At 43.7% G+C, this 25,433-nt stretch carries 22 protein-coding genes and 1 pseudogene; 8 read left to right on the forward strand and 15 right to left on the reverse strand.

From position 1 onward, the window contains the following. Window positions 1–26: 26 nt before the first annotated feature. Both AC1DCV_RS31315 and AC1DCV_RS31320 read right to left on the reverse strand, forming a co-directional pair. Window positions 27–1,205: an alpha-amylase family protein gene (locus AC1DCV_RS31315; RefSeq protein ID WP_477026866.1), complete on the reverse strand. Its 1,179-nt coding sequence runs from the start codon at window positions 1,203–1,205 to the stop codon at window positions 27–29. Window positions 1,206–1,247: 42 nt separating this feature from the next. Beyond that, window positions 1,248–3,143: a beta-N-acetylhexosaminidase gene (locus AC1DCV_RS31320; RefSeq protein ID WP_477026867.1), complete on the reverse strand. Its 1,896-nt coding sequence runs from the start codon at window positions 3,141–3,143 to the stop codon at window positions 1,248–1,250. Between the two features lie 171 nt (window positions 3,144–3,314). On the opposite strand from AC1DCV_RS31320, the gene AC1DCV_RS31325 reads away from it, so the two are divergent. The 4 genes and pseudogenes from AC1DCV_RS31325 to AC1DCV_RS31340 form a co-directional block, all read left to right on the forward strand. Beyond that, the gene (locus AC1DCV_RS31325; RefSeq protein WP_477026868.1) at window positions 3,315–3,713 is read left to right on the forward strand and encodes a carbohydrate-binding module family 14 protein; all 399 of its coding nucleotides are present in this window, start codon (window positions 3,315–3,317) and stop codon (window positions 3,711–3,713) included. A 120-nt stretch (window positions 3,714–3,833) separates the two neighbouring features. Further along, a complete protein-coding gene (locus AC1DCV_RS31330) occupies window positions 3,834–4,280 on the forward strand; it encodes a GNAT family N-acetyltransferase (protein WP_477026869.1) in 447 nt (148 codons plus the stop codon). A gap of 63 nt (window positions 4,281–4,343) precedes the next feature. Beyond that, entirely contained in the window at window positions 4,344–5,099 is a 756-nt protein-coding gene (locus tag AC1DCV_RS31335) for a DUF6597 domain-containing transcriptional factor (protein ID WP_477026870.1), read from the forward strand. Between the two features lie 26 nt (window positions 5,100–5,125). Then, window positions 5,126–6,277 (forward strand): annotated as a pseudogene (locus AC1DCV_RS31340) (FAD-dependent oxidoreductase); the annotation flags it as partial. A 121-nt stretch (window positions 6,278–6,398) separates the two neighbouring features. Here the strand turns inward: AC1DCV_RS31340 and AC1DCV_RS31345 are convergent. Continuing rightward, window positions 6,399–7,073, reverse strand: coding sequence for a hypothetical protein (locus tag AC1DCV_RS31345; protein ID WP_477026871.1), 675 nt, complete (start codon window positions 7,071–7,073; stop codon window positions 6,399–6,401). A 354-nt stretch (window positions 7,074–7,427) separates the two neighbouring features. On the opposite strand from AC1DCV_RS31345, the gene AC1DCV_RS31350 reads away from it, so the two are divergent. Beyond that, entirely contained in the window at window positions 7,428–8,411 is a 984-nt protein-coding gene (locus tag AC1DCV_RS31350; RefSeq protein ID WP_477026872.1) for a terpene synthase family protein, read from the forward strand. A gap of 84 nt (window positions 8,412–8,495) precedes the next feature. Next, entirely contained in the window at window positions 8,496–10,283 is a 1,788-nt protein-coding gene (locus AC1DCV_RS31355; protein ID WP_477026873.1) for a response regulator, read from the forward strand. A gap of 19 nt (window positions 10,284–10,302) precedes the next feature. On the opposite strand, the gene AC1DCV_RS31360 is transcribed toward AC1DCV_RS31355, so the two are convergent. From AC1DCV_RS31360 to AC1DCV_RS31370, 3 genes are all read right to left on the reverse strand, one after another. After that, complete coding sequence (locus AC1DCV_RS31360; protein ID WP_477026874.1) at window positions 10,303–10,896, reverse strand: mechanosensitive ion channel family protein; 594 nt, start codon at window positions 10,894–10,896, stop codon at window positions 10,303–10,305. A gap of 262 nt (window positions 10,897–11,158) precedes the next feature. Further along, complete coding sequence (locus AC1DCV_RS31365) at window positions 11,159–11,659, reverse strand: hypothetical protein (protein ID WP_477026875.1); 501 nt, start codon at window positions 11,657–11,659, stop codon at window positions 11,159–11,161. A 39-nt stretch (window positions 11,660–11,698) separates the two neighbouring features. Beyond that, window positions 11,699–12,586 carry an AraC family transcriptional regulator gene (locus AC1DCV_RS31370; protein ID WP_477026876.1) on the reverse strand — a complete coding sequence of 296 codons (888 nt, stop codon included), beginning with the start codon at window positions 12,584–12,586 and terminating at the stop codon, window positions 11,699–11,701. 168 nt (window positions 12,587–12,754) lie between these two features. Here AC1DCV_RS31370 and AC1DCV_RS31375 point away from each other — a divergent pair, with 168 nt between their 5' ends. Next, window positions 12,755–12,934, forward strand: a complete 180-nt coding sequence (locus AC1DCV_RS31375) for a hypothetical protein (RefSeq protein ID WP_477026877.1) — start codon at window positions 12,755–12,757, stop codon at window positions 12,932–12,934. A gap of 113 nt (window positions 12,935–13,047) precedes the next feature. Here AC1DCV_RS31375 and AC1DCV_RS31380 read toward each other — a convergent pair whose 3' ends face one another. From AC1DCV_RS31380 to AC1DCV_RS31405, 6 genes are all read right to left on the reverse strand, one after another. Continuing rightward, entirely contained in the window at window positions 13,048–13,617 is a 570-nt protein-coding gene (locus AC1DCV_RS31380; protein WP_477026878.1) for a collagen-like triple helix repeat-containing protein, read from the reverse strand. Window positions 13,618–13,654: 37 nt separating this feature from the next. After that, entirely contained in the window at window positions 13,655–14,317 is a 663-nt protein-coding gene (locus tag AC1DCV_RS31385; RefSeq protein ID WP_477026879.1) for a hypothetical protein, read from the reverse strand. A 101-nt stretch (window positions 14,318–14,418) separates the two neighbouring features. After that, window positions 14,419–17,193: a CHAT domain-containing protein gene (locus AC1DCV_RS31390; protein WP_477026880.1), complete on the reverse strand. Its 2,775-nt coding sequence runs from the start codon at window positions 17,191–17,193 to the stop codon at window positions 14,419–14,421. A gap of 15 nt (window positions 17,194–17,208) precedes the next feature. Continuing rightward, window positions 17,209–18,648, reverse strand: coding sequence for a S8 family serine peptidase (locus AC1DCV_RS31395; RefSeq protein WP_477026881.1), 1,440 nt, complete (start codon window positions 18,646–18,648; stop codon window positions 17,209–17,211). A gap of 2 nt (window positions 18,649–18,650) precedes the next feature. Beyond that, window positions 18,651–19,388, reverse strand: coding sequence for a tetratricopeptide repeat protein (locus AC1DCV_RS31400; protein WP_477026882.1), 738 nt, complete (start codon window positions 19,386–19,388; stop codon window positions 18,651–18,653). Next, entirely contained in the window at window positions 19,381–19,986 is a 606-nt protein-coding gene (locus AC1DCV_RS31405) for an RNA polymerase sigma factor (RefSeq protein ID WP_477026883.1), read from the reverse strand. Before AC1DCV_RS31405 ends, AC1DCV_RS31400 begins: the two co-directional genes overlap by 8 nt. A 79-nt stretch (window positions 19,987–20,065) precedes the next feature. Between AC1DCV_RS31405 and AC1DCV_RS31410 the strand changes: the two genes are divergently transcribed. After that, complete coding sequence (locus AC1DCV_RS31410; RefSeq protein WP_477026884.1) at window positions 20,066–20,872, forward strand: hypothetical protein; 807 nt, start codon at window positions 20,066–20,068, stop codon at window positions 20,870–20,872. Window positions 20,873–20,882: 10 nt separating this feature from the next. Here the strand turns inward: AC1DCV_RS31410 and AC1DCV_RS31415 are convergent, their stop codons facing one another. The 3 genes from AC1DCV_RS31415 to AC1DCV_RS31425 form a co-directional block, all read right to left on the reverse strand. Further along, window positions 20,883–22,397 (reverse strand): glycoside hydrolase family 43 protein, encoded by a 1,515-nt coding sequence (locus tag AC1DCV_RS31415; RefSeq protein WP_477026885.1) that lies wholly within the window; start codon window positions 22,395–22,397, stop codon window positions 20,883–20,885. Window positions 22,398–22,527: 130 nt separating this feature from the next. Continuing rightward, window positions 22,528–23,700 carry a chondroitinase-B domain-containing protein gene (locus tag AC1DCV_RS31420; RefSeq protein ID WP_477026886.1) on the reverse strand — a complete coding sequence of 391 codons (1,173 nt, stop codon included), beginning with the start codon at window positions 23,698–23,700 and terminating at the stop codon, window positions 22,528–22,530. Window positions 23,701–23,766: 66 nt separating this feature from the next. Then, window positions 23,767–25,122, reverse strand: a complete 1,356-nt coding sequence (locus AC1DCV_RS31425; protein WP_477026887.1) for an aldehyde dehydrogenase family protein — start codon at window positions 25,120–25,122, stop codon at window positions 23,767–23,769. Window positions 25,123–25,433: the final 311 nt, after the last annotated feature.

The following is a 25,433-nucleotide window of genomic DNA, read 5'->3' on the forward strand; positions in this document are numbered from 1 at the left end:
TGAAAGGCCTTTGTTCAGGTGATGCCTTATTTTTTAACATACGAAAATGGCAGGTTATTATAACTACGCGCCAGCACCGCGATGTTTTTTTCGTCATCTTTCAGATCATGAATAGCTGTTTTCAGGTAGTAATCTACCGGGTGCATCATAGCTCCAATGATGGGTTTGGCAAAACCGTAGAGGCCAACCTGTTGTTTGATGGCGGCGGGTACAATGGTTAAAGGATCCTGCGTATTCCATTTAGCGAGGCAGGTAACCATACGGGCATGCTTCCCCAGCGTGTTACGCACAGCTATTGTCGTTTTAATATCACCGGCTTCATTCAATATCCAGTCTACTTCCTTTAGCAGGTCAGACCCGGCAATGTCCCTGCTGGTAAGCTGACAGGAAGTTAACCAGATAATACATTCGGGGTTTGCTTTATTGGCGGTTGCTTTAATTTTCTTCCAGCATCTGTCAATGGCTTTACGGCGAAATTGCAATACATTTTCAGGTGTTAATTTCTCTTTTCCTGGAAATGGCTGCTGCATGAGCTCCTGGTACATTACCTGCTCGCAGTCCATCCATTTCAAAGGAGGGTATGGTTCCATTGTAGTTCCCGGATTCCATAACCAGTCGATAAAAATACCATCTATGCCGGTTACTTTAATGGCGTCTTCAATGGAAGCACAGAGGTAATCAATGTACGTGGTGGTGTACGGAATATGGGGATCTGCAGGAATTCCATAACTCAGCTCCGGATGATCCAGTCCCCATTTTGTATTGGCGCCTGCGCAGAAATATCCGAATACCTTTATGTTTTTTTGATGCGCCAGTTTTACCTGTTCTGTTAAAAAATCGTATTTCAACCCAGGTTGTTCAGGTACAATGCCACCTTTATACCATGCATAGCCGTTACAGGAAACGGCAAATGACTGTATAACATTGCAGCCTAAACCGGCATACCAGTTTACATGTTCTTCCGGATCCGCATCAGCCCATAGGCCTGGTTTGGCGAAGCTATTGAGCCCACCTTCTCCCCAGTTAAAATCAATTGAAAAGGCTTTAACAGGAGCCGCGACCAATGGCGCTCTGGCACCCACGGAAAAGGAAGACAGGGGACGGGACATCCCAATTATAAAAGTGCCTATGCCAATGGCAGCGTGCCTGATAAAATCTCTTCTTGAACGATCGTTAGATGGTGCAGTTGTTTGATTTTCCGACATACTTACCAGTGTTTAGGATGAAATAAAATGGAGTGTGTTTTACTATTTTGAACCTGATCGTTTTTCTATCTCTTTAATACTTGCAGTAATCATTTTCCCAACAGGTTGGTTGTTGCGGTAAGTGATCATCCGAAAGGTATCTGCCCCTTTTGGGATATCGAGTGTATCTGTATATTTTGAAGAAAAGCGATCCGGAAAAGTACCATCAAATGTATAGTAAATATCCAGATCATCCAGTTCTTTGACGAGGGTAATTTGCATGGGTTTATCTGCCGATTTCTTTATGGGCCTGATGGCCGCGTCATATACAGAGCGTGCATAGTTCACATTAGCCACATCATAACGGGCTAAGTTAGCTTCCATGCGATGAATAAAGCTGTCCCAGTTCCTGGATGTTTTTTGAGACCAGAATACTTCCGATAAAGCAAACGCACGGGGCCAGGTCATGTATTCTGCATGGCGGTAGGTGGGCACAGATTCTGTCCACAGATTGCCCTGTCCTCCCAGAATCAGAGAGTGATCAGTTAGTTCCTCCGGAACTGGCTCAAAGTTATAACAAGTGCGTAAGGTGAGCATAGAATAGGTAGGAGGTTCGCCTGCAGGATCTCCCTGGTAAAGATCCAGGTAACAATTGTGATCGGGTGTCATGATAACCGGATGATTCATTTTCGCGGCATTAACGCCTCCCTGGATACCACGCCACGACATGACAGTCGCCTCAGGAGCCAGTCCGCCTTCCAGTATTTCATCCCAGCCGATCATTTTTTTTCCTTTGGAAATAACCATCTTTTCCATGCGTTTAATGAAATAGCTCTGGAGTTCTTCAACGGTTTTGAGTTTTTCGTCCGTCATTCTTTTTTTGCACTTTGGACAATTTTTCCAAAAGCCCTTATAGCATTCATCTCCTCCGATATGGATATATTGTGCGGGAAATAGGGTAGCCAGCTCCGTTAGCACCTTATCCATAAATGCAAAGCTTTGTTCATTTCCCGGACATAGTGCGTTGTCTTCTTTCGTATAAAAGACATTGCCAACATTAACGTTAAATGGTCCTCCCGTGCAGGACAGGTTAGGGTAGGCAGCTAAAGCAGCTAAGCTATGGCCAGGCACGTCTATTTCCGGTATAATGGTTACAAACCTATCTTGTGCATATTTCACAATTTCCTTAACATCTTCCTGTGTATAGAAGCCACCATAGCTAGCCGGTTCATTTTTAGCCCTGGGGGCACGTGTCCACCAGGTACCCATTCTTGGTGCACGCCACGCTCCGATGTCGGTTAATTCAGGCAGACTTTTAATTTCAATTCTCCAGCCCTGGTCATCTGTAAGATGCCAGTGGAAAACATTCATTTTGTATTTAGCAAGTTGATCTATGTATTTCTTTACCGATTCTTTCGGGAAATAATGACGGCTTACATCCAGCATCAGTCCCCGCCAGCCGAACCGGGGGTAGTCTGTAATTTTTACACAGGGAACGGTCCAATCTTCCTGTTCTACCTTCACGCTGCTTTCCACCTCTTTGGGCAGCAATTGTATCAGTGATTGCATCGCATAAAAAAGACCAGCGGGTTTATTGGCTGAGATGTCGATCCTGGTGGGGGTTACATCCAGTATATATCCTTCATTGCCCAGCGTTTGGTTGTAGGTACTGTTGATTGTAAAATGGATGCCGCTGTTATCACTTTCTGCCTGGCGCAATTGATACCCGGTGGGTGCGTGTAATACTGCTGCAAACAGATCGGTAATACCTTTCAGAGATGCGTCAGCTACCAGTTTGGTGGCGGAGGTAATATTGAAAGAGCCAGTCCGGTTTTCAACTTTAACGGGGATGGGAATCAGGTTGATTTCCTGGTTCTTCCCGTTTTCAGTGTTGGCAGCAAACGAAGAAAGTAACTGTAACAGTATTCCTGTTGCCAGGATTAAAATTTTCTTTACCATGAGTGAGTATTGTTCAATGTTCTAAATAGCATCGGGCTTTTATATTTTCAATATAGCCGGCCAATAAATTACGATATTTTAAGCAGATTACTGATACTGTGCCGCAGTGGCAATTCTTAATTTGTAATTCTTATACCGGCTTTCCATTTAGTAATAAACAAAATACCTATTATGAAAAAACACACCCTATTATTCGCTGTCATCATGTTTGCCATTACTACTGTAGCAAGTGCGCAATCGGCAATATCTACTCCTTCTTTAACCGATCAACCAGTATTAATGCCGGTTACCAGTAGTGCTTTTGTTAATACATTTTTGTCGTTGGACACCAGGCCGGTGGCAGGTCCGGCTGTCTTTACTCCTTTGATATCCGAGTTTACCTGTTCGGCGAGTGGCAGGTTCCCTAATCCGGATAATTGTCATGACTATATTTTCTGCATAAAAATGGCCGGAGGAGGATTCCAAAGAAGAGATTACACCTGTGCTGCCGGTTCTGCTTTTGATGTAAATGATAAACTATGCAGGCCGGAGGCAACGGCGAGCAACCCGTATCCTCCCTGCAATCATTAATAAACCCTGACGATTCGCAAGAGGGATGATCTTATGATCATCCCTTTTTGCATTTATGGGATTTAACGCATATAATTGGGATCTGACTATCACCGGGTCCTTTTAAAATTATCACAATAAATGAATATAACCGTTAAAATGCTATCGCATCAGGATGTTGATGATTTTGTGGCGTTGTTAAATGTTTTTGAAGAAGTTTTTGAAATGCCGGCTTTCGTTAAGCCCGATAGGAATTATCTGGAGCGCATATTGGGCAACCCAGATTTTTTGGTGGCAGTGGCCATTGCGAACAATACGGTCCTGGGGGGATTGACTGCCTATACACTTCATCAGTATTATGTTGAAAAGCCGTTGGCCTATATATATGATCTGGCGGTTTTGATCGATTTTCAGCGGAAAGGGATTGGTAAGGCACTTATCAGTTTCTTAACAGGATACTGTAAGGAAAGAGGTTTTGAAGAAGTGTATGTTCCGGCGCACAGTGATGATGATGCGGCCCTGGACTTTTACCGCCGGACCAACTTTACAAAAGAAGAAAGTGTTGTACACTTCTCCTGGTTGCTGTAGCCTGGAATAAATTTCCAGACACGCTTATTTGTCTATCTTTATAAAAGACAAAGATCATTACTGTTGGAAACCAATATCATCTTCAAAATCCAAAAACCTTCTCCACCGCTGTTTGACTTTGTGGAAAGTTTTTGGATGCTAGAAAATGCTGCGGGGCAGCAAAAAGAGATTGTTGTTTTACCTGACGGAAGGTTTGATATTATTTTTTCTTACTCCGATGAAGAATCTTTTCGTGCTATACTGAGAGGGCTAGATACCGAACCGGGACAGCACGCCATTCCCGCCAAGCAGGTGATGTTTGCTATCAGCTTTAAATTATTGGCCATCGAATACCTGCTTAATTTCAAAGTGGCTGCTGCATTAAATGGCGCCCAGATCCTGCCGGATAACTTCTGGGATATTACAAAAGAAGATCTGGCTGATTTTGACAGCTTATGTGGTAAGGTTGTTGCCAAAATGCTCACCTTAATTAAACCCGAGATCGACAGCAGGAAGAAAAATTTATTTGACCTGATCTATACTTCCAATGGTGCTTTATCGGTAAAAGAATTATCGGAAAAGGTATTTTGGAGCAGCAGACAGATCAACCGTTACTTTAATGGGCAATTCGGCATTTCTTTAAAAGCATTCTGTAATATTTTACGCTTCCGGGCATCATTGAACCATATCAAAGAAGGCCGGCTTTTTCCAGAGCAGGACTTTACCGACCAAACTCATTTTATTAAAGAGATAAAGAAGTTCTCCGGGGTGGTGCCTAAGGAGTTATTCAAAAACTCAAACGGCCGATTTATACTATTATCAGCCTTGCCTAAGGAGTAGTTTTGTATTGTCAAAACAAATCAGGCATGAACATTCAACAGAAAAAGATAGCAATTATTGGCGGAGGGCCCGGTGGCCTGACGTTAGCACGCCTTTTACAGCTTAAAGGTGCAGATGTAAAAGTGTACGAAAGGGATCTTAATAAAGACGTAAGAATTCAGGGTGGCGCCCTTGATCTGCATACGGAATCAGGATTGGCCGCTTTGGCAAAAGCTGGTTTGATGGAGGAATTTAAAGCCAGTTATCGCCCGGGAGCAGAAATGGTCAGAGTGATAGATCATGAGGCGAAAATTTACTCAGATCAGCATAGCGAAGGACGCACGGAGAATTTTGGTGACAAAGGGCACCGCCCGGAAATAGACCGCGGGCCGTTGCGGGAAATTTTACTCCATTCGTTACAGCCGGATACCGTTGAGTGGGATAGTCATATCCTGGCAGTCAGCCCTATACAGGATCAATGGAAAATAGTGTTGGCAAATGGGAATACAGCCATTGTGGACCTGGTTATTGGTGCAGACGGCGCCAACTCAAAGATAAGGCACTATGTAACGGATATCAAGCCACTATGGGTAGGTATCACCATGCTGGAAGGCGCTATTAAAGATGCCGCCAAAACAGCCCCTGTTATTCACCAGTTATTAAAAGGCGGGAAAATATTCGCCTATGGTAATGAAAAGACGCTGATCGTTAGCTCAAAAGGAGACGGTAGTTTTGGATTTGCCCTCAGTTTTAAATCAGAAGAACACTGGGCTAAAAACAGTGGGATTGACTTCAAAGATCACAAACAGGTATTAGCGTGGTTTAAAAAGGAGTTTGCTGAATGGAGCGATGTGTGGTGGGAATTGTTTGAAAGTGAAGACACACTTTTCATTCCACGTCCGCAATATTGCATGCCCTTAGATCAAAAATGGGAAGCCAAACCGAATATTACCCTCCTGGGCGATGCTGCTCACTGGATGCCTCCCTTTGCAGGAGAAGGCGTAAATATGGCCATGTTAGATGCATTGCAACTCAGTGAGGCACTCACGGATTCTTCTTTCACAGATACCAGAGCGGCTATTGCCCATTATGAAAAGCAAATGTTTACCAGGTTCGCTAAAATCGGAAAGGACACGATGTTCAATACCAGATGGATGCATCGGCCTGGCGCGTTAAAGACGATGCTGAGTATGTTTAGCGATAACAAGCTTAAACAGGCGGTATTTATTGCAAAGTACCTGGTGAATGTGACGGTAGTGCCATTCATTCAAAAGGCGATAGGACGTCCCGCCAGCATTTGATGTGCTGGCGAGGATGGCGCTATTCTTCCTCCGTTTCTATCTCCATAATATGATCATAGCTTTTCTGCCAATCTTCTGCTACAATAGCCTCGTTATTTAATGCCAGGTGTTCCTGGTATTTCGCCCATAACTCCAGAAATGCTGGTTGCCGCTCTGTGTAACACCAGGATTTCATTTCGATAAAATAAATGCACTGACTGTAAGACCAATCCATTCCTTGCGTGGTAATATTACTAAGCGGAATAAGTGATGTATCCATGATCCGGAGATTCATCTGGAAATAAAGCGTCCGCAGACCTTCCGGATACTCATCATCGAAATGTACCTGATGAAAGATAAGATCATATAATGTCTTTAGGTACCGGATGAAATTAGCATCAGTAAAAATGCCCGGTTGGTCAGGAAGCGTGATGGCATATCGCATCATCAATTCCAGCAAGGTGTCATCGTGTGGGACATGCCCGTAAAAATGCCCTTCTCCTCTGAAAAATTCTGCTATCATTTCCATTGATGCAATGTCATTTGCGGCAATAAGCTGCTCCACCAATGATACCAGTACGTGAACAGGCTGCGTAATGATATAGGAAGTTGATTCTTCAATCGGTATAGGCTCCGGGCAATGAACATATCCCGGCGTGTTCATATATTCTTTAATGAGCTGCAGCATTTCATTTGGTGTGCGGGTATTTTCCATTTGCTTATTTTAGTTTTTCCTCTCTTTACAGGGCATTCCTTCTGCAAATCAAATGCACGGGTTATTTGTAATTTAATTTACGTCACACTCGTCCCATCCATTACCCGCCCGCAAATTACAATTATTACATATTCAATTAAAAATATACGTATTCTTTTAGATGTATTTTATTTACGTATTGGTAAGCCTTTTCAGGTGAAGTGCCATCAAAAAAAAGCTAAAATGGACAAGGAATTGGAATAAATTACTTCAGAACTCGAATTATATGCGAAGTACTATATCCTCAACCGTCTTCAGAATTCAGTAACAGAAGTTTACTATTATTTTCCTAACCAATTTAAAATCCAATTTACTATGGTAACAGTAAATGACATGACTGCACTAAGTCTTGAGCCCCTCTATTGCCCATTTGAACCCATTGATGGCGGCTTCTCCGGCCACATGGAAACAAAAGTAAAAGAATGGACAGATGAATACCGCTCCTTGCCGGACAACTTAAAGGAGTCATTTAAAAAGTCTGCATTCGGGGAATTGACCTGTCTTTTTTTCCCGCGGGCATCCCGGCAAATGTTAGAAGCAGCGGGGCGTCACATTTTGCTTTTTTTTGTTTTTGATGATTTACACGGATTTGGGAAAAATGCCCATGAAATTCAAGGCTACTGCGAAGAAGCCATTTTAACGCTGGAAGGCCATGCTATTAAGCCGGAGAATGATGTGCTGCACCAGTTTGAAATATTGCGCGCTGAGTTACTGGCGATCTCTTCGCCGGAATGGCTGAACCGTTATATACATGATGTAAAGAAGTTTTTTGATTCCATCATTGCCAGCTCTTACTTCAATGCCACCGGACACTACCCCACGGTAGATTATTACATGATTCTGCGGGAAGACCTGGTAGGGCTATTTCAACTGATGGGCTGGGTGGAACTGTCTGCCGGCGTGATATTACCTCATCATATTTATAGCCATCCACACAACTTCCGCTTAAGGAAACTCGCCACCCGGATCATGGCCTGGGCAAATGATTATTATTCCGCCGCAAAGGAGTACCAGGACAACGAGTACATGAACCTGGTGCTGGTGATTAAAGATGAGTATAAGAAGAACCTGAAAGATGCCTACAACATGGCAGCGCAGATCCACAATGATGAAATGAAGGCATTTATAGCATTGTGTGACACGCCACCCGATTTCGGAGAAACGCATAGCTACCATTACCAGCTTTACATGGATAATTTAAAGCAGATGATCCTGGGGAATAAACTCTGGTCAGAGAAAACGTATAGGTACGCAGAGCAGTTTGAGAGCATTAAACCGTTTCTATTAACATCGTATTAACAGGATAGATGGATTTTTTTTATTACTTTATCTACTCCTAGGCGGTTAGGAGTAGATTTTTTTTATATACATAAATTTAAATCCATGCAGCCCCCCACCAATTCCCTCATCGATTTCGTTACACCACATTTTGAAAAAGCCATTAAAGTAGCCAAAACCGTTTTAAATAAGCCGGTATTTAGTATTGGTGTCACAGCAGCACTTTCAGACCATCAGCAGCGAAATGTGAAGACGATTAACATCATCTCTTTTATTACGGCTTTCTTTGCTGTCTCCGGAACTTTACTTTTTTACTTTTGTTTTATTCCTGACATTAATATTGTGTTTGCCGGTTTCATTGAAGCAGGTGTATTTGCCTGGGTAGTGGCCCTGAACAGAAATCATCATTACTCCTTAGCTGCTTTACTTTTTTATTTAATTCACAACATCGCCATCGTTTACTTCGGCGTAAAACTGGATGGTGATGCCGGTGTGCAACAGGTAGGCTTTTTCATGGTAGGCTTATCTTTTCTGCTATTTGAAAAAAGGCATGAAAGAATTATCTGTATTTCTATTACCGCCATTTCACTGATTGGTATAGAACTGAACCAGCGACTGGATTTTATTCATCCTTTCCAGATGGTTAAGGATAATAAGTTCTCTGTCAGAGCAGTGGTATTTCCTATTGGCATTACTTTGAATGCCATCGTTATTTTACTTTACGAAGATTATTACAGAGCCTTATTACGCATCATTTCAATAAAGAATGAAGCCTTGGAGAAGGCAAATTTATCTAAAAGCATTTATGTACGTGAAACATCTCATGAGCTGAGAACTCCGCTCAATGCTGTATTTGGTATGGCGCAGTTACTTTATGAGGATAAAGAAACAATTCAGAATCCGGATACCCTGAAAAGAATTGACTGCCTCTATGCTGCCGCATTTCAGACACTACGCATTGTCAATGATGTACTGGATCTTTCCAAGATAGAAGCAGGATATGAAATCGATAATTTATTTGAGAAAATTCCCCTGAAAAGTAGCATCTCCGAACTGGTTAAAATTCCCCAGGAAACAGCCAACTATGAGGAGAAGAAGATCCAGTTGAATTTTGGGAATGATCTCCCCGAATATATCAGCTTCGATAAATTATCACTCACAAAGATTTTCAATAATCTGCTTTCCAACGCTATTAAATATACCTGTAAACAAGGCACTATCCATATAAAAGTATACGCTGAAAATTATAGAATTTATTGTGATATCACCAATCCGGGCGTTATTGCTCCCCAGGAACTGGATAATCTCTTTAAACCTTTTTCAGGCGTGAAGCGCAATAGAATTGAAGGTACCGGATTAGGGCTGTTTATCACCAAGTCCCTGCTGGAGAAATTGGGAGGAAAGATTGAAGCCAGATGCGATGATGCCAATACCATTTTCTCATTTTATTTCCCGCTGGTTATTTCAGAAGCAGAAGTCATCTCCAGGCCTGTAAATAAATATAACTTCAAGGGGTATAAGATACTTGTTGTGGAAGATAACCCTATGAGCCTGTATCTTCTAAAATCCACTGTAAAGAAAAATGGGGCAGAGGTGTTATGCGCAGAAGATGGAAAGGAAGCATTGCGGATCATTCATGAAGAACATCCTGATATGGTGATAACAGATTCCGATATGCCGGTAATGGGCGCCGTAGAGATGCTGCAGCTGCTTCGTGCTGACCCCCAATACAGCAAGTTACCGGTAATAGTGGTTACCGGCAGGGTATTTACCCAGGAAAAAGAAGATATTTTAAAGGCAGGCGCTAATGAGTGCCTTATAAAACCGTATCAGGCTAATGACCTATATTCATTGATGGATCAGCAACTAGGGGAAAGATCTTCTATTGCCTGAGTAACGCAGCTTATCCGGTTTATTGCGTTTCAGATTCATTATCTGTTCTGAAAATATGTACATCCTGCTGAGGAAACGGAATTTCTATTTTATTTTTTCTAAATGCTGTAGTGATAGCAGCAATAACATCGCTTTTGGTACTGACACCGTCTCTGAAGTGACGCACCCAGAAAAACAAGTTGATATCAATGGAACTGTTGTTAAAATCCTTGAACAGCACGATAGGTGCCGGTGCATGAATTATCCGTTCTTCGGTGTTTAAAATCTCCATCAATATACTTTTTGCTTTTTCCAGATCCGTGTTATACGACACGCCCACCACCAGGGTCATACGCCGTTTGTTGCCTCCAAGCGTCCAGTTAAGCAGCCGGGAGTTGAGGAGATCTCCGTTGGGAATCACCATATCGGGTCCATCCCAGGTGGCAATGATGCTGCTTCTGAAACCAATGGATTTCATCGCACCGGTTTGCCCGTTGACTTCTACAATATCCCCAACGTTTACCGGTTTCTCAAAAGCAATAATGAGCCCACTCACGAGATTGTTTACAAGTGTTTGAAGGCCAAAACCAATACCTACGCCTAATGCGCCCAGTATAATAGCGATCTTGTCCATCGGTATACCTGCGGCGGCAAAAGCAAACAATACGCCTATTGTGATGATAGATATGCGGATAAGTAATAGCCAGCTGCCAAGACCAGTTCTCTCAAGCTATCCACCGGTCCGATACCATTTGCCAGGATGGCAATTTTTTTGATGTAACTGATTAATCTTGCCGAATCATCAGGAAATTGAACGATGGAAGGGTCTGTGGAAAGGGAATCTATATTGTACCGGAAGTTGACAAGGGCACTATGATGTTTATCGATTACGTTTTTTAAGTTCGTGGCTTTTTCTGTAATACGAGCAGTAGATTATATGAAGTAGTGAGATTCCTGTATGAATGTGCGGTTCCTCCGTTGGTGAAAATTCCATCGCCTGCAATGGCCGACCATTTTTTAATATTTTCCAGCTCAGTCCTGATACCACTTGTGTCGATTCCGCTCCGCAAATATCTCTTTGCCTTTTCCATCGTCTTTTTTGTCGCGTCCATTATTTTCTCCTGCTTCAGCGCAATTCTTTCTTCGGCAAACGTACTAATGTACTGTTGGTTGAGTTTTAGCCCCGCTTTTTGTGCACGCTTTACAAAGCTCAGATGGGTGGTGTCACTAACAGGCACCTGGGTATTTACTATGGTGGAATCATCTCTCTGCTTTGCTGTGGCACAAACAACTGTTAGCAACCATATGGCTACCAATGGCACCCGTTTAAAGTGTGTCCGGAGAGATGGTATGTTTGTTCCTTGTTGAAGTGAGAGCAAAGTAGCAGATATATTCATTCCCTCAATTTTTCATTAAGATAAGAAAACGTGGTTGATTTAGTTGTGTTGATCGCTATTCCCCTTTTGAATACTTTTTCTATATTCTGAAGGACTCATGGAAGTTATATTCCTGAAACACTTATTAAAGTTGACCAGGTTATTGTAGCCACTTTCAAAGCATATCTGCATAATGGGGAGTTCATTCTGCCGGAGTAATTTGCATGCATGGGATACACGGATTTCCTGTAAAAAGTGCACAAATGACTTTTGTGTGCGCGCTTTGAAGTAACGGCAGAAAGCCGTGGGAGACATTTTGGCTATTCCGGCAATTGTATCCAGGGTAATTTCCTGGTGGAAGTTGGTGATCACATATTGATATACATCATTAAACCGGCCGGCATCCTTACTGGTGAGCGCATTTTGATAGGCATTGCTGGCGAGATAATCATAATCTGCCGATTCTGAAAGGAAGTCTATCATATTCAGGAAGTGGGAAATCTTTTTGAGTCCTTCCGATGCTACGATGGCGCCTATCTTTTTTACCAGCAGGGCATGTGCATGGCCTCTGAAGCGAAGGCCACGACAGGCGTTGGTGAACAATCGTTCTACGGCCTGCGCTGCTTCTGTACCTGCTACCAGGTTCAATACCATGGAAGGCGCGAAATAAAGTACCGTGGCTTTGACCCGCAAATGCCGGTGCTGCTGGAAAAAGATATTGTCGTTCTGCCAGATATGCGGCAGATTAGGGCCCATGAGTACCAGGTCTCCTTCTTCAAAATCATCTACATGATCTCCTACAATTCTCTTCCCATATCCCTCTTCAATCAATACCATTTCGCAGGCATCATGAAAATGAAAGTGGGAATCAAGGTAGGATTTGTCTACATACTTAACACGAAGTTGCCTGTCTGCACCTAAACCGGTATCCATTAATCTCGCTTTCATGACCTGTATCGTAATATTATTGATAGAATTTTGTGTATAAAAATGGATTTGTGCAAATATAATTAATGTTTTAGATAGAATTGTTAACCTCTTACAGGGATGATCTGGCTATCTTGCCTGCTTCAACTGCCAGGTAATGAAGAACATCATTTTCTATTAATGAAATATATGAACAGATTCCTGGACCTCCGTTTTGTCATCGGTCTTTTCTTTTTTCTGGCCGGATGTCTGCTACTGGCATATCAGTTTTTTCATGGAGAAGGAGGTCTCAATCTATGGTGTGGGGCCCTCTTCGCGTTATTTGGGTTATTGATGATGTTATTTTCAAAAAAAGAAAGTGAGGAATGATAGGAAGAAGTTTTTGGATCGGAGTGATTTGCAGAGGGCCGGTCATATTGAAGTATCTAAAAAGGTAGCCCCTTTTTAGATACTTCAATATGACCGGCCCTTTAGCTGGGTGTTCACTCACCTATATTATAAAGCTGGCAAACTTCGCTATAACTCATTTTGGTATAATCGGCGGTGCGTGCATTGGGTACACCACCGGGAATAATAATGTACCTGATTTTGTTATTGCTTGAAGGAAGTCCATTTGGTATTATATCGCAGATCACTCTTATTTTATTGAGGAATAAACCGTATTGAAAGCGATATTGAATATCTGCTCCTCCTATGTTATAATAAATACTCGGCAGTAATTTGGCGATCCCGACGCCATCCGGATCAGAAATGAACTTAACATATACTAACACCGTTCCTTTGTCAATAATATCGGCTGTAATTTTAGGTGCGGCGATATCAAAATAGTAGGTTTTTTTCCCCGCTCCAAGAGAGGTAGTGGAGTTAGTCCAGGGATTCGTATCCATCCAGGAAGAATAGATGATATTGGCCGTGCCCACTGGTCCTGCAGGTCCGGCTGGTCCCACCGGGCCTGTTGCTCCGGCTGGTCCATCGTCTCCTTTTTTACAACCGGTAAATATTAACAGGCAGCTGATGGCTACCAGGTAAATTGATTTGATGAGCTTTTTCATATCTATTGTTTTATAGTGTTGAATGAGATGAAAAAAATTAGTGTTTGGTGAGTGTAAACGTATTCCAATTGGCATCGCTCACTAGCAAGCCTTTTATAGTATCGGCAGACAATACACAAAACTCTCTGTATGTATTGTTAGGCGCGGTCCATTGAATATTCAGGGTACCTGCTTTTCTTACATAGGTACCGTTTTGCAGATTGGTTTTAAATACTTTGCTGGCTTTTAAAAGCGGTTTTAAGTCCAGTTGAAAATCACCATAAGTTCCGCCGGGTGTATAGTTGCCGATCCAGGTGGTATTATCTAATATTTGGCCGGTGGTTTTATTAAGTGTGCCGCTGAGGAAATGCCAGTCCTGTGCTGCGGTGTTTTTAAATTGAGTGAACCGCTCGCTGTTTACTACCTGGGCACTAAATGTGGCCGTCATATCAGGAAAATCAAGCACAATGGTGGGCGGTTCAAACCGGTAGGTACCGGTATGTTCACCATAAGCATTGCGAAGAACTACGGTGTTATCAGTAGTGAATTCCATACTATAGGGAAACGGAGGTTTGTTGGGGTCCTGGTATTCTCCGGTCCATATGGTATTTTTTAAGGAGGTTGGTTTAGTTCCGGGTTTCGTGGCAGCATCTTTTTTACAACTGCCTGTGGTAATCAGCAGTACCGCCGATAATATCCATATGGATAATAGTTGTCTCATGACTTTATTATTGTTAGATGAATAATATGAATGCATACATCATTATAATCTAACCTTATTAGTCGCGATGTAAATGGGGGAGGGAAACAAATGAAAGCGGTTTATTTTAGTTTCCGGTATAACAGGTATGCAAACAGGAGCAGGAGGATTCCGGCAGATATAAAAAGGGAGATGGGGGTGTCTTTTGTATGGGATGGTTCCTGTAAAGGGGTCGTATCTCCCAGCAGGATGCTGGCAGCCCAGAAATAAGGGGGCTGGTTACTGTTATCATGATCTGCCAGGAATTGCAGCTTGGCTCGCTGCAAGGCTATGTCTTTGGGTAGCCCCTGACTCAGCAGGCGATGAAATTGCTCTGTTAATTCGTAAGTGGCTTTATTGTCAATCTGCCACAGCGTAGTAATAATTGCAGGAATTCCGGTAAGGGTGAAGCCCCGTGCCAGGCTTAGTACCCCTTCTCCTCTGGCATGCTGGCCGATGCCGGCTTCGCAGGCCGACAGGATAATGAGGGCAGTAACGGAGTCCTGCACCAGCTGGAGTTCTGAGAGGTAAAGGGCAGAATCTGCGAGGTATAGGACTGGCTCTTTATCCTGGTTGCCGGCACTGGCATGTGAATACAGTTGTACGATGCGACTCCCGGGCAAATGAGTGAGAAATTGCTGGCGTGTGGCGGTTGCTGCTGAAAGGCAAAGCGGCGTATGATAATATTGCCGGATGTTTTGCAGAGAAAGGTCTGCCCCTGTAAGCGCGGTCAGCTGTAGGTGCGGAGCATAGTTTACGGGTGCAATACCCAGGAAGCCATGGCTGCCTGCAGCACTTTCCGGCGGTATTTTCATTAAAGAACGGGCGGCATAAGTATAGCTGAAGGCATAACGTTTCACCAGGAAGCTCATTGGGTCAGCAGGGTCTGATTGTAGTACTTCAAACGGAAGCAGGTATTCATCCGGAGATATGATGATGCTGCTATCTGAGAGTTGTAATGGTTTAAACAGTTGTTTATATAGCTGATATGCCAGCAGGTGATAGCGCTGGTATTGCTGTTCCCGCATAGAAGCAGTGGTGCATAGTTGCATAAGCTCCAGTACATCCCGGCTGTTAAAGACTGTTTTCAGCAGTTTGCATTCAGTGGCAGAAATAGACAACATATATACGGAACTGTCTGTGGTGAAATATTCCGCCAGTGATTTTCCATGAGCCGATAAATATTTTCGTATATCCGATACTGTATAAACTACCGTGTCATATTTATATTGATAATAAGCGGGGTATTTTTTTTCCAGGTCTTTGATGGCTCTTTCCAATGCGTCACGGGCGTTGAGTAGTTGTGTATAAGTTTGCTGATACGCAGGCGTATTGGGTTTGATCAAATCCAGTTGTTGCTGCAATGAGATAATATGTATACGCAATGTTTGTTCGTTGGAAATGTCTGCAGTTGACAAATACTTCCTGGCGCCTAATTCATTTAGTTTATCATTCAGTAATACGGCCCGGCTTTTTTCAAAGAAATGAAACGCTGCGGTAGTGTTCTGGAGCAGGTAGCAGGTTTCAATGGCCTGTTCATACATTTTCCGGGTTTGGTTTCGCCAGAATAACCGGGAAGGATCGCCATATTGTTTCCAGCGCATCAGGTCAACTGCTTTATCCGCGGCCAGAAATGCGCGTAGGGCATCATGCAGCCACATGCTGTCTTTTGAGGTGTGGTACATTGCCAGCAAGGATTCTCCCTTATTGGCTAACAGCGTGGATACATAATAATCGTTGGCAATCCCTTTTAGCATTTGATCATCAGGATTGCTTTGCAGGGTGGTATCCGTGAAATGCACTGGTAGTGCATTCAGTCCTTTCTGATAGTAACGCAGTGCTTTTGGGTACTGATGTAGCCGCCAGTAGGCGGAGCCGAGGTTATTATATACGCCGGCCAGCACATATGGGTCGCCTGATTTTACGGCCAGCTGTATGCCTTGCTGGTAATAGCGGATAGCCCCAACTGCATCTTTCATTTCATCGTTGCACAGATAACCCATGTCCAGCATATTCAGGGCACATTGGTCCCAGCGCTCCAGCCGTTGATTTACCTGGAATGCCTGTTGATAAAAAGCAATCGCGGCTTTGAATTTTTTTTCCTTGCCCAGGATACCGGCATAGATGGTAAAACAGGTGGCCTGGTGTTCAGGAGGAGCATTGGCAGGTAATATTTGTAAGGCGCTACGGATGTTTCGTGTGGCAGCTACCGTATCGTTGAGTGCCACCTGTGATTGTGCTTTCTGCGCCAGCAATGCCACTTCAGACAGGGTGTCCTGTTTGCGTGCAGCTACTTCTATGCCCATATCGGCGGTTTCAATGCTTTTCTGATAGTCTCCAGTGCCGTAAAGTGAAAAAGCTTTTCTTTCAAATGCCAGCATGGCAATGGCTGTTTTCTCCGGGTACTTTACACCAATGAGGATACAGCTATCAAAATAATGAAGCGACTCAGGGTATAGGTACAACGTATTATAGAACAAACCGAGGTTGAAATAGCTGTTGGCCAGAAAGGATGGTTGCGCACCTTTACTATGGCTGTTAACATCTATGGCCTCCCTGGTATAGCGAATAGCTTTTACCCAGTCGCCCTGCAGGCGGTAAAGATTTCCCAGGCGATGTACAATCCGTGCATATACGCTGTCTTTGACGGGATGACATTGCCGGCAAAGTTTTAGCAGCGAGTCCAGTTGTTGTATTTTTGTTTCGTTGCTGGTATCATTATTCTGTTCAATAGCAGTAATACGATCAATGAACACCGCCGGTGCAGGGCATTGGGAAGACGCATAGAAAGGGCTCAACAGGCAGCAAAGTATCAGCAGTTGCCTGTATAATATTTTTCTGGTGATGATTACATGCATGCCATCGCGCATACTTTATCTGGGTCTTATATATCGTCCTTCACGGACCTGTTTTTTAGCAATTAGCCTGGGTGCTGTTTGGACGGCAGTACCAAGAGCGGTGATGAATGATGTTTTAGTAAGATCTTTCTTGTATAATGCTTGCTTGCAGATGGCGCCTATCTTACCTGTAGCGATAGCAGTAGCGAAAGAAGAGCCGGAGATATACGCCTCATTTAATGTGAGGGGTACTTTGAACTTCAAAAAGCCGTCTGCTGCCAGATCTGCTTTCACACCCAGATCCACCAGGCTGTCCGAATAATTTTGCGTAGGACTTACCGTAGTGTCGTTAACGGTAGTTACTACCAGGATGTTATTATTAGTGCCACCAAGGCAGGCTGGGAAAAAATGATGGTCTTTCAGATCCCTTAAATCTGTTTCCTTAATACCACTTAGTTTGGCTTTATTATCTTCTGCCTCTATTCTGTTGCCGGCGGCTGTTATAAACAGGATGCCGCGTGTTGCCAGATCTTTTGTAATGAGGGAATCAATAGGGTAGTAGGGAGATGGAAAACTATAGTTACTATAGAATCCCCAGCTCGCATTGATGACGTTAGCATGTTTGCTGGCGGCATAATTCAGGGCACAAATGATGTCAAATAAATTGCCATTGCCATTGCTATCATGTGTTTTCAGCACCATGAGCTGCAGGTTATTACCTGGTCGCCGTTGGAATTCATTGATGATAAACTGGCTGATGATAGTACCGTGAGCCGATGGATTATTATCCTGGATATTGGCGTTGTGGTCCACAAAATTCCAGCCATGGAGGTCATCTGTGTAACAGTTTCGATCCACAGCAGGGTTGGTCCAAAGGTAGCTGGCAAAGCTGATGGTAGTATCTACGCCGGTATCCAGCAAAGCCACGATAATGTTATCGCCGCCGTTATTGGCAGCCGGAGGTAGTTTCCTTTTGATATCGGCAGGTGTATATGGTTCCATTGGGATGTCTACATGGTAATTCTGGGTGTAATAAGCCAGTGAATCTTCTCCCACACCTTTGGAGCCTCCGCCGGTGCTGGCACCGCCTTTTACACCGTCAGCATGAACAAATGTGTGTATATCGGGGGCCTGCCATAATTCCACTACTGCCGTACAACTATTACAACGTTGAATCCGGATACTGTCTGAACCGTTGCCAATATAAGCGTTAATACGGGTTTTGAGTGCGATGATGTCGGCCGGTGTAGGCGTTTTTCTAAAGTAGATCACCAGTTCGTTCGGTTTGTATTCGGGAGCTTTATAAGGACTATCAGTTTTATGCGGTGGTGTCGCTTTATTTTGCTCCGGATACGTTTGTTCTTTCCTGGTGGAGTCTGATTTTTGCTGATTAGCGCCACCATTACAAGCTTGTAGTAAAACGAAAAGCAGACCTGCATAACACAGGTGCATAGGGTTCAACTGAAGAGGTTTCATGTTTACATTTTTTTAAGCCATTGAATGGCTTGTTTGTTGCCGGGCAATTTCCTGTCTCGTACTTCTTCCAGCAACAGTTTTGCCTGCTGCTGGTCTCCGGGGCTGTTACGTCTCATGAGTGCAAGGGCTTTGTAAAATGGGCCCGGGTTGGCATACAATGGATACTTTATTAACGTATCAAATGTAGCCACTGCTTTGTCGTATTTATTACTGATCAGGTAAACAAGGCCCAGATACCTGGTAGCATCCGGGGCGATGGCTTCCTGTTGGGTAAGTGATTGAAATATTTTTTCGGCACCGTCATAGTCTTTGTTATTATAAGCTGCTATACCGCTTTGAAGACTGTCGCTGCCACTATGCATAGTAACGCTCAACTGTTGCAGGTCCGTTTGTATATATTGTCCGGCGAGCTGTCGGGGAGAAGGCGCTTTAAAAATAAAGAACCATCCCAGCAGGAATAAAAGACAGGCGGCGGCAGCAGCGGTGATATAATAGTATGGTTTGCCACGGTTTTTTTCAGGTGTAGCGGTTGTGCTGACCAGTTGTGCATGGCGCTCCGTGAACAATTGTTTTTTTTGTTCATACAATTGTTGCTGTAAAGCCTCCCGTGCACTCAGGTAAAATGTGATTTCTTTTGCAAAGTCGGGGTCTGCAACACAGCGTTGTTCAAACGTCTGCTTCTCCGCGGCCGATAGAGCGCCGGAGAAATAATCGTCAATATAGTGCAATGTTTCATTCATAAAACCGGTTGAGCGGTAGCATTTTTTCTTTTAGTTTTTCCATGCACCTACGCCTGCTTACTTTTACTACATCAGCAGAATTATATTGCAATTCAGTAGCAATTTCTTTATCACTGTAACCATCTTCAAACAGCAACAATAGCTGCCTGCACTTTTCACCCAGGTCTGCCAGGCTTTTTTGTAACAGGGAACGGTTGCTGTTGTCTATCAGTTGCTGTACAATGTTGCGGGCATTATCCGGCAACATCGTGAGCAGTGAGTCTATGCTGTAAGTTTGGTGTACCCTCCCTTTATTAGTCGTTGTTTTTCGTTTTATGTCAACACATTTATTAAGAAATATCTGGTAGGTGTATGATTTTAGGGAAGACCGGCCTTCAAAGCGGGCATGAATGATATTGTCGATTACACTGATAATGGCGTCAGAATAGGCGCTGGCACTTTCCTCTTCAGGGAGACTGTATTTTCGCATGCCTTCTCCAATCAGATAATGGAACTGGTCATACAATTGTTCTTCATAAATGCGCCGTTGCGGGCCACCTGATTGCAATCCGGCAAGGATTTTCTGTTCCTGGTCATGATATGCTAGCGAGGATGTCATAAGATGAATATAGGAAACGGGGAATAGTATGCTGTAATATACTATAAAAAAACAATATTTTTACCCCATCTACCGACCTATGAAACATATTCTTTTATTAACAATTTCTATTGGGTTATTCGGTTGTAATACCCAACATCCTGCTGCGAAAAAGTTGTCAGAAGATAAACGGGATACTGTCAAGATTCAGGATAGCATTGAAGAAGCATCTGATTATCGAGGTATTGAGGCAGATACAGTGATCCCCGCAGGTATCGGTATAGACAGTTTGCGGTATACTGACAGCTCTTTATATCTGGTCGTTGATATCAGGTATGCCTATCCTACCGATGAGTCTATGGCTGCCTACAGGCAATTGCTCACCAAGGCCATTGACACAGTCTTTACTGCGTTTAAACAATCGGTCACCAGAACAACCCATGAAGATCCTCCGGATCCGGAAACAGCCTACGAATCATTGCAGCACAATGAATTTTCTGTGTTCCCGGTTAATTTTTATCAGGATAATTATATCGTCAGCATCAGGTTCGGGTTTTCTACGTTTACTGCCGGTGCCGTTCATCCTGTTAGTTACCTGGTATCCATTAACTATGACAAGCAAGCCAGGAAAGTAATTTCGGTTAACGACTACTTTAATATAAAAAACAGTGGCGATTCCAGTCTCATGATAAGCTTACTGGATAAGGAATTTGTCTCTTTGCGTCGTAATATGCAGAATGATGACCCATGGGCATTTTATGGGGTAAGCCGGATTGACTTTAATGTTAGCAAGGACTTCGTAACGTTTAATTTCGGCGACTATGTGTTGGGGCAGGGACCAACGATGCTGGAGTATAAGGTGAGTAAGCCGGAGCTAATCAGTTTGATTAACCCCAGCTATCGTTGAATATCGGGTGTTATGGCGTAGCATATTTGATCTCGAAGAAACTGAATGCTGCATGCTCTTTTCCACTGCCCATATAGTTGAGACCTGGTCTCGGGCTGCGGTCCCATTGCGGCAGAAAGCCGATGGGGTAAGGTTGTTGGTCCGGCGTTAGTTCATTCCAGTTAGTACCTTGTTTCCAGTACATCTTGCAGGTAAAATCAGGGGATACGATCATCTTCAGGTATACCGGCAGTTGCGTGTGTTGAATTTTCTGTTCGTTAAGCACGGTTCTTTTTCCATCTTTCGATATCCAGCATTCCACTTTATCTTCCCGTACCGCAATGCCGAGGGCAGCTGTGGCATCGCCATATATGATCAACCCTTTGGCTGCGGGATTATTATTTAATATCGCCGTACTGATTTCATAGGATGCGCTGAATGGTCGCACCGTAAGTGCTACGCCAGCAGGATTGTTGCCGCTGTATTTTCCGGACAGGTATAACTTTCCATCTGCCTGTTTGAAATCGGGTTGCATGTTTCTAAAGTCCCATTGCCAGCAGATTTTTTTCGTGGATTTTGAAAAATCATAATGGAAAGATGTGTTTGGCTGGCTTTTCAGGGAACTGGAAATATGGCTGAACACCGGCCACTTTTGGGCATCCCAGGATAGGGCCGCTATGATGCCTTCTCTCCCTGTAAATACATTACTGGCTTTATTGTAGGCATGATATAGATACCGGTAATTGCCTTTCGTATCCTGTACAAAGGTGCCATGACCGGGGCATTTCCAGTCGCGGCCGTCCGACAGCACGGGGTTGGCTGCATCATCCTCATAAGGTCCTGTGATAGAGAAGGCGCGGGCCACACGTACATTATAGGTGCAGGATACGCCACAACAATTGCCTGCGGAGTAAAAGAGGTAATAGTACTTATCTTTTTTCAGGATGCTTTGCCCTTCTATACCCATGCGCTGCTCATCTTTGAGGAGTGTGAAAGGATCGCCGGTGAGGGAAAGTCCATCATCGGATAGTTTGCTGCCCAGGATTTCAATAGGTCTTTTATCCAGACCATAAGCTTTCCAGGTGATGTATAGTTGTCCGCTGTCGTTGAATACAAATGCATCGATAGACTCATGGCCATATGCAATCAGCACGCCATGATCTTTGAATCCATGATCGGGAAATGCAGATGTGGCCACGCCGATGCAGGAAACGCCATCACTTTTTCGTTTAGCCGTATAATAAACGTAGTAGGTATTGTGGTGAAAGAAATACTCTGGTGCCCAGAAGGAAGCAACGGTCCAGGAGGGAGGCGTATCAAATAAAAAGCCTGTTTGTTCCCATTGTTGCAGGTTTTTGGACTTAAAAATCGGGAAGTGAGGGCCCCATTCACTGGAAGTACCGATTGCGTAATAGTTATTCCCCTGCCGGATAATGGACGGATCCGCAAAATCGCCCGGAATATTTGCGGGTGCCTGCTGTGCTATGGATGGCGCTGCCGCGTTTAAAACAGTGATGATAACTGCCGTTAAAAATTTTAATTTCATCTTTATGATTGAGTGGAGACAAAAATAGCCCGTTATGTCTACGCTAATTCATTAAAGCATCTCATTTGTTCGCGATATAATCTCATTGTTAAGCGCGAATGCATCTATGGTACCGTATTGTAAAATAGGCTTACTGTGTGACCACGTTCGTTTGTGTTGCTATAAAAGTATTATCCGAGAGGGTATTGTTATAAGGTGCTACATCCTGCATCACCCTCGAAGGATAGCGGGTGGTATCAAATTTGCCGGTCCAGTCGGCGTTCTTGCTATCCCCGATTAGAATACCTGTTACGGTATTTTCAATGTGGTTGAATTTAATTACACAGTCGCTGGCGGCAATATAAAATCCTATTTCACTTTTGCCGGCCGCCATACCATACATGAGCCGGATGCCTGTTTTCACGTGACTGATCTCGTTATGGGAGATCTGATGCCCGGTGCCGTTTACACGAATACCGCTATTGCCACCTTTAATGATGTTGCTGTCGATGATGCAATCATGTCCGCCCCGCATCACTAATTCGCCATCGCAGTCTTCGAAGTAATTCAGGAGGTATATATTATTGCTGCTCTTATTGCTGATCACTTCCGCCTCGCCACTACAGCGTATAAAGTGGTTATAGCGGACCATGCTTTTGGGTTGAAGTGTACCCAGTAAAACCGGGTCCTGGCCTATTTGTACGCATTCTCCTCCATTGACTACTTTCCAGGAGACTTTATTTTTATCCCTGAATTCATTATTTTCTATCAGGGTATATTCCGGAAAAGCGTCTTTGGTAATTTTCACCTGTAATTCCTGGTTATCTATATTGCCGGTAAAGGTGCAGTGGTCTACCTGGTTGTATTCGCCATGGCCCGAAACAACCACTAACGGCATAAACTGAGCTTTAGCCACATTCTGACTGAATACGCATGCAGTGATACGACAGTGTTGGGTGTTGTTCAATTCTGCGAGTATGCCTGCCTGTTTATCTGCCTTTAATATATTACAGGCTACGAAAGTAATGCCACTGAGTATGGTGTAGCTGCCGGTTAGTTTGAAAATGGGCTGGGCTGCATCTCCGGTGAATATTACTTTACCGGCTGTTTCCGCCATAATGGTAACGGGTTGGTCGGTGCTGCCGTTGGTATTAATGACAAGGGCCCAGGGGGGATAGGTACCATTTGCAATCATTATATCATCTCCGGCTTTTATTTGCCGGCTGATATCGTTGAATTCTTTTTCGCTATGAATAAGATATGTTTTACAGAAAGCGGCATGGGCGCTTAGTAGTAATAAGATGGCAGGCAGTAGTTTTTTCATAAAGCAGACCACCCGGTTTTGCCGGATGGATAAAGATAATTTTTTTGAAGTAATACTTTCCCTGGTTTAAATACCTGCTCTCATCTGTTGTAGTTTTTCAGGGGTATGAGGAGAATATTTGGTTTCGGGATCCGCTACGAGGGCCTTGTCGAGGATTCCTTTATAGTGGGAAAATGCCCTGAAGCCGGCCTCGCCGTGGTAGTTGCCGATGCCACTGGCGCCTACGCCACCAAAGGGAAGGTGGCCATTGGCGATATGCATGATGGCTTCATTTACGCAGCCTCCGCCAAAGGATATTTCGCTGAGCACTTTTTTGGTGATGTTTTCATCTTTCGTAAATAAATATAGCGCCAGGGGCTTAGGGCGTGCCTTGATTTCTTTTATGATGGTGTCCAGGTCTTCAAAGGTCATCACAGCCATGATGGGGCCAAATATTTCGTCCTGCATTACTTTATCCTCCCAGGTGATATGGTGTAGTACGGTGGGTTCAATAAAGCGTTTACTTACATCGTAACTACCACCTACGTATATTTTATCTGGATTAATCAATGCTGCCACCCTTGCGGTGTTGCGCTCGTTAATGATGTTTACATAATTGTCATTTGTTAGTTTATAGTCAGATTTGGCTATTTCGTTGGCTACTTTTTCCAGGAAATTATCGGCTATACTTTTATGGACATATACATAATCGGGAGAGATGCAGGTTTGGCCGGCATTCAGGTATTTGGCCCAGACCAATCTTTTTACCGATATATCGAGGTCGCTGTCGGGCATGACGATGACGGGACTTTTGCCACCGAGTTCCAATACTACCGGCGTAAGATGTTTAGCGGCGGCCTGGTATACTATTTTTCCTACGGGGACGCTGCCGGTAAAGAAAATAATATCAAATTGCTGTTCCAGCAGCGCGGTGGTTTCCGGTATTCCTCCTTCTACCACTTTAAAATAGCGGGCTTCAAAATGGGTGTTGATGATCTGGGCCATGGCGGCGCTGCAGTTGACTGTCAGTTCACTGGGTTTAAGCACAATGGTGCATCCTGCGGCCATGGCAGCCACTACGGGCGCCAGAGACAACTGGTAGGGGTAATTCCAGGGGCCAATAATAAGACTTACCCCCAGCGGTTCAGGGATGATATAGCTGTTGGCAGGCTGATTCCGGGTGTTGGTGGCTACGGGTTTTATGGCAGCCCATTTATCCAGGTCTTTGATGGCTACCTTTATTTCTTCCAGTACAGCGGCGAATTCGGTTTGAAATGTTTCAAACGGGGATTTGCTATAGTCTTTATAAATAGCGGCGGTGAACATGGCTTCGTTGGCGATCAGGAGGTCGTATAATTTATTTAATTGCGCGATCCTGAATTCAATGGGTTTGGTGACATTGCTATTAAAATAGTCCAGCTGTTCTTTTACTAAGTTTTCCATATGGTTTATCTATTATAAATAAATAGTATTCGATTAAAGAGATACCCGGAGGGAAGTGCGGTAGAAATTCACCCTTGTATTTCAGCCGGTAAATATTGACTGGAATCCTTTAAGAACATCGAAGGCAGCCGCTTTGTTCGTGAAAAATAGTTTGTCCATTTTAGCTGAATTGTACCCAACTTTATTTAGATTGTACCCAATTGATTGCATTAAATGCCCGTATTACTGCACCTTCTGGCGATTTTTTACGTATGTAACATATAATATATCGTAGATATATTAGTGCGCTTTATCACTACTTATGTAATGCA

Source organism: Chitinophaga sp. 10T418 (assembly GCF_056394125.1).

Coding starts and splice junctions, on each gene's coding strand:
- AC1DCV_RS31315 (WP_477026866.1), bottom strand. CDS start 1,205: ATGTCGGAAAATCAAACAACTGCACCATCTAACGATCGTTCAAGAAGA.
- AC1DCV_RS31320 (WP_477026867.1), bottom strand. CDS start 3,143: ATGGTAAAGAAAATTTTAATCCTGGCAACAGGAATACTGTTACAGTTA.
- AC1DCV_RS31325 (WP_477026868.1), top strand. CDS start 3,315: ATGAAAAAACACACCCTATTATTCGCTGTCATCATGTTTGCCATTACT.
- AC1DCV_RS31330 (WP_477026869.1), top strand. CDS start 3,834: ATGAATATAACCGTTAAAATGCTATCGCATCAGGATGTTGATGATTTT.
- AC1DCV_RS31345 (WP_477026871.1), bottom strand. CDS start 7,073: ATGGAAAATACCCGCACACCAAATGAAATGCTGCAGCTCATTAAAGAA.
- AC1DCV_RS31350 (WP_477026872.1), top strand. CDS start 7,428: ATGGTAACAGTAAATGACATGACTGCACTAAGTCTTGAGCCCCTCTAT.
- AC1DCV_RS31355 (WP_477026873.1), top strand. CDS start 8,496: ATGCAGCCCCCCACCAATTCCCTCATCGATTTCGTTACACCACATTTT.
- AC1DCV_RS31360 (WP_477026874.1), bottom strand. CDS start 10,896: ATGGACAAGATCGCTATTATACTGGGCGCATTAGGCGTAGGTATTGGT.
- AC1DCV_RS31365 (WP_477026875.1), bottom strand. CDS start 11,659: ATGAATATATCTGCTACTTTGCTCTCACTTCAACAAGGAACAAACATA.
- AC1DCV_RS31370 (WP_477026876.1), bottom strand. CDS start 12,586: ATGAAAGCGAGATTAATGGATACCGGTTTAGGTGCAGACAGGCAACTT.
- AC1DCV_RS31375 (WP_477026877.1), top strand. CDS start 12,755: ATGAACAGATTCCTGGACCTCCGTTTTGTCATCGGTCTTTTCTTTTTT.
- AC1DCV_RS31380 (WP_477026878.1), bottom strand. CDS start 13,617: ATGAAAAAGCTCATCAAATCAATTTACCTGGTAGCCATCAGCTGCCTG.
- AC1DCV_RS31385 (WP_477026879.1), bottom strand. CDS start 14,317: ATGAGACAACTATTATCCATATGGATATTATCGGCGGTACTGCTGATT.
- AC1DCV_RS31390 (WP_477026880.1), bottom strand. CDS start 17,193: ATGCATGTAATCATCACCAGAAAAATATTATACAGGCAACTGCTGATA.
- AC1DCV_RS31395 (WP_477026881.1), bottom strand. CDS start 18,648: ATGAAACCTCTTCAGTTGAACCCTATGCACCTGTGTTATGCAGGTCTG.
- AC1DCV_RS31400 (WP_477026882.1), bottom strand. CDS start 19,388: ATGAATGAAACATTGCACTATATTGACGATTATTTCTCCGGCGCTCTA.
- AC1DCV_RS31405 (WP_477026883.1), bottom strand. CDS start 19,986: ATGACATCCTCGCTAGCATATCATGACCAGGAACAGAAAATCCTTGCC.
- AC1DCV_RS31410 (WP_477026884.1), top strand. CDS start 20,066: ATGAAACATATTCTTTTATTAACAATTTCTATTGGGTTATTCGGTTGT.
- AC1DCV_RS31415 (WP_477026885.1), bottom strand. CDS start 22,397: ATGAAATTAAAATTTTTAACGGCAGTTATCATCACTGTTTTAAACGCG.
- AC1DCV_RS31420 (WP_477026886.1), bottom strand. CDS start 23,700: ATGAAAAAACTACTGCCTGCCATCTTATTACTACTAAGCGCCCATGCC.
- AC1DCV_RS31425 (WP_477026887.1), bottom strand. CDS start 25,122: ATGGAAAACTTAGTAAAAGAACAGCTGGACTATTTTAATAGCAATGTC.